This window comes from Mesorhizobium sp. P3_A9 (genome assembly GCF_056402975.1).
Genome location: NZ_JBFUGJ010000844.1, coordinates 1 through 521, shown reverse-complemented (window position 1 = coordinate 521; position 521 = coordinate 1). Strand labels below are relative to the sequence as shown.

Sequence of the window (521 nt, the reverse complement as noted above, 5' to 3'; positions counted from 1 at the left end):
GCGGCGGCGGGTTTTCAGGCGGCGGCGGCTCGTCCGGCGGCGGTGGTTCTTCAGGGAGCTGGTGAGACAGATCATGGCAACACGACCGATCAGCCCGCAAGATCATGAGCGCATCGCCAGCGCGATCCGCGCTGCCGAATCAAAAACCGACGGCGAGATCTACTGCGTCGTGGCGCATGCCAGCGACGGCTATTTCTTCCCGGCCGCCTTCATGGCGACGCTGGGCATGCTCATCGTCAGTCTTGCCGTCGGCTACGGGCTGGAAGCCTGGTGGCTGACAATCCGTCTGCCGCATTTCGTCATCGCCCAGCTTCTGGCACTGGCCAGCGTGCTCATCCTTTTGTGGGCGGTGCCCGGCTTGCGCATTCACCTTGTGCCGCGGCGGCTGCGCTACCAGGCGGCGCACACGAATGCGATCAAACAGTTCCTGGCGCGCAACGTTCACCGCACCACAGCGCGCACCGGCGTGCTGGTGTTCGTCTCGATCGCGGAGCGCTATGCCGAAGTGGTTGCCGACAGCG

General features: G+C 65.1%; 1 protein-coding gene. It reads left to right on the top strand.

The window, feature by feature from the left end:
• Window positions 1–73: 73 nt before the first annotated feature.
• On the top strand, window positions 74–521 hold a 448-nt coding region (locus AC1DX0_RS37055), incomplete at its 3' end, for a TPM domain-containing protein (RefSeq protein ID WP_477359684.1).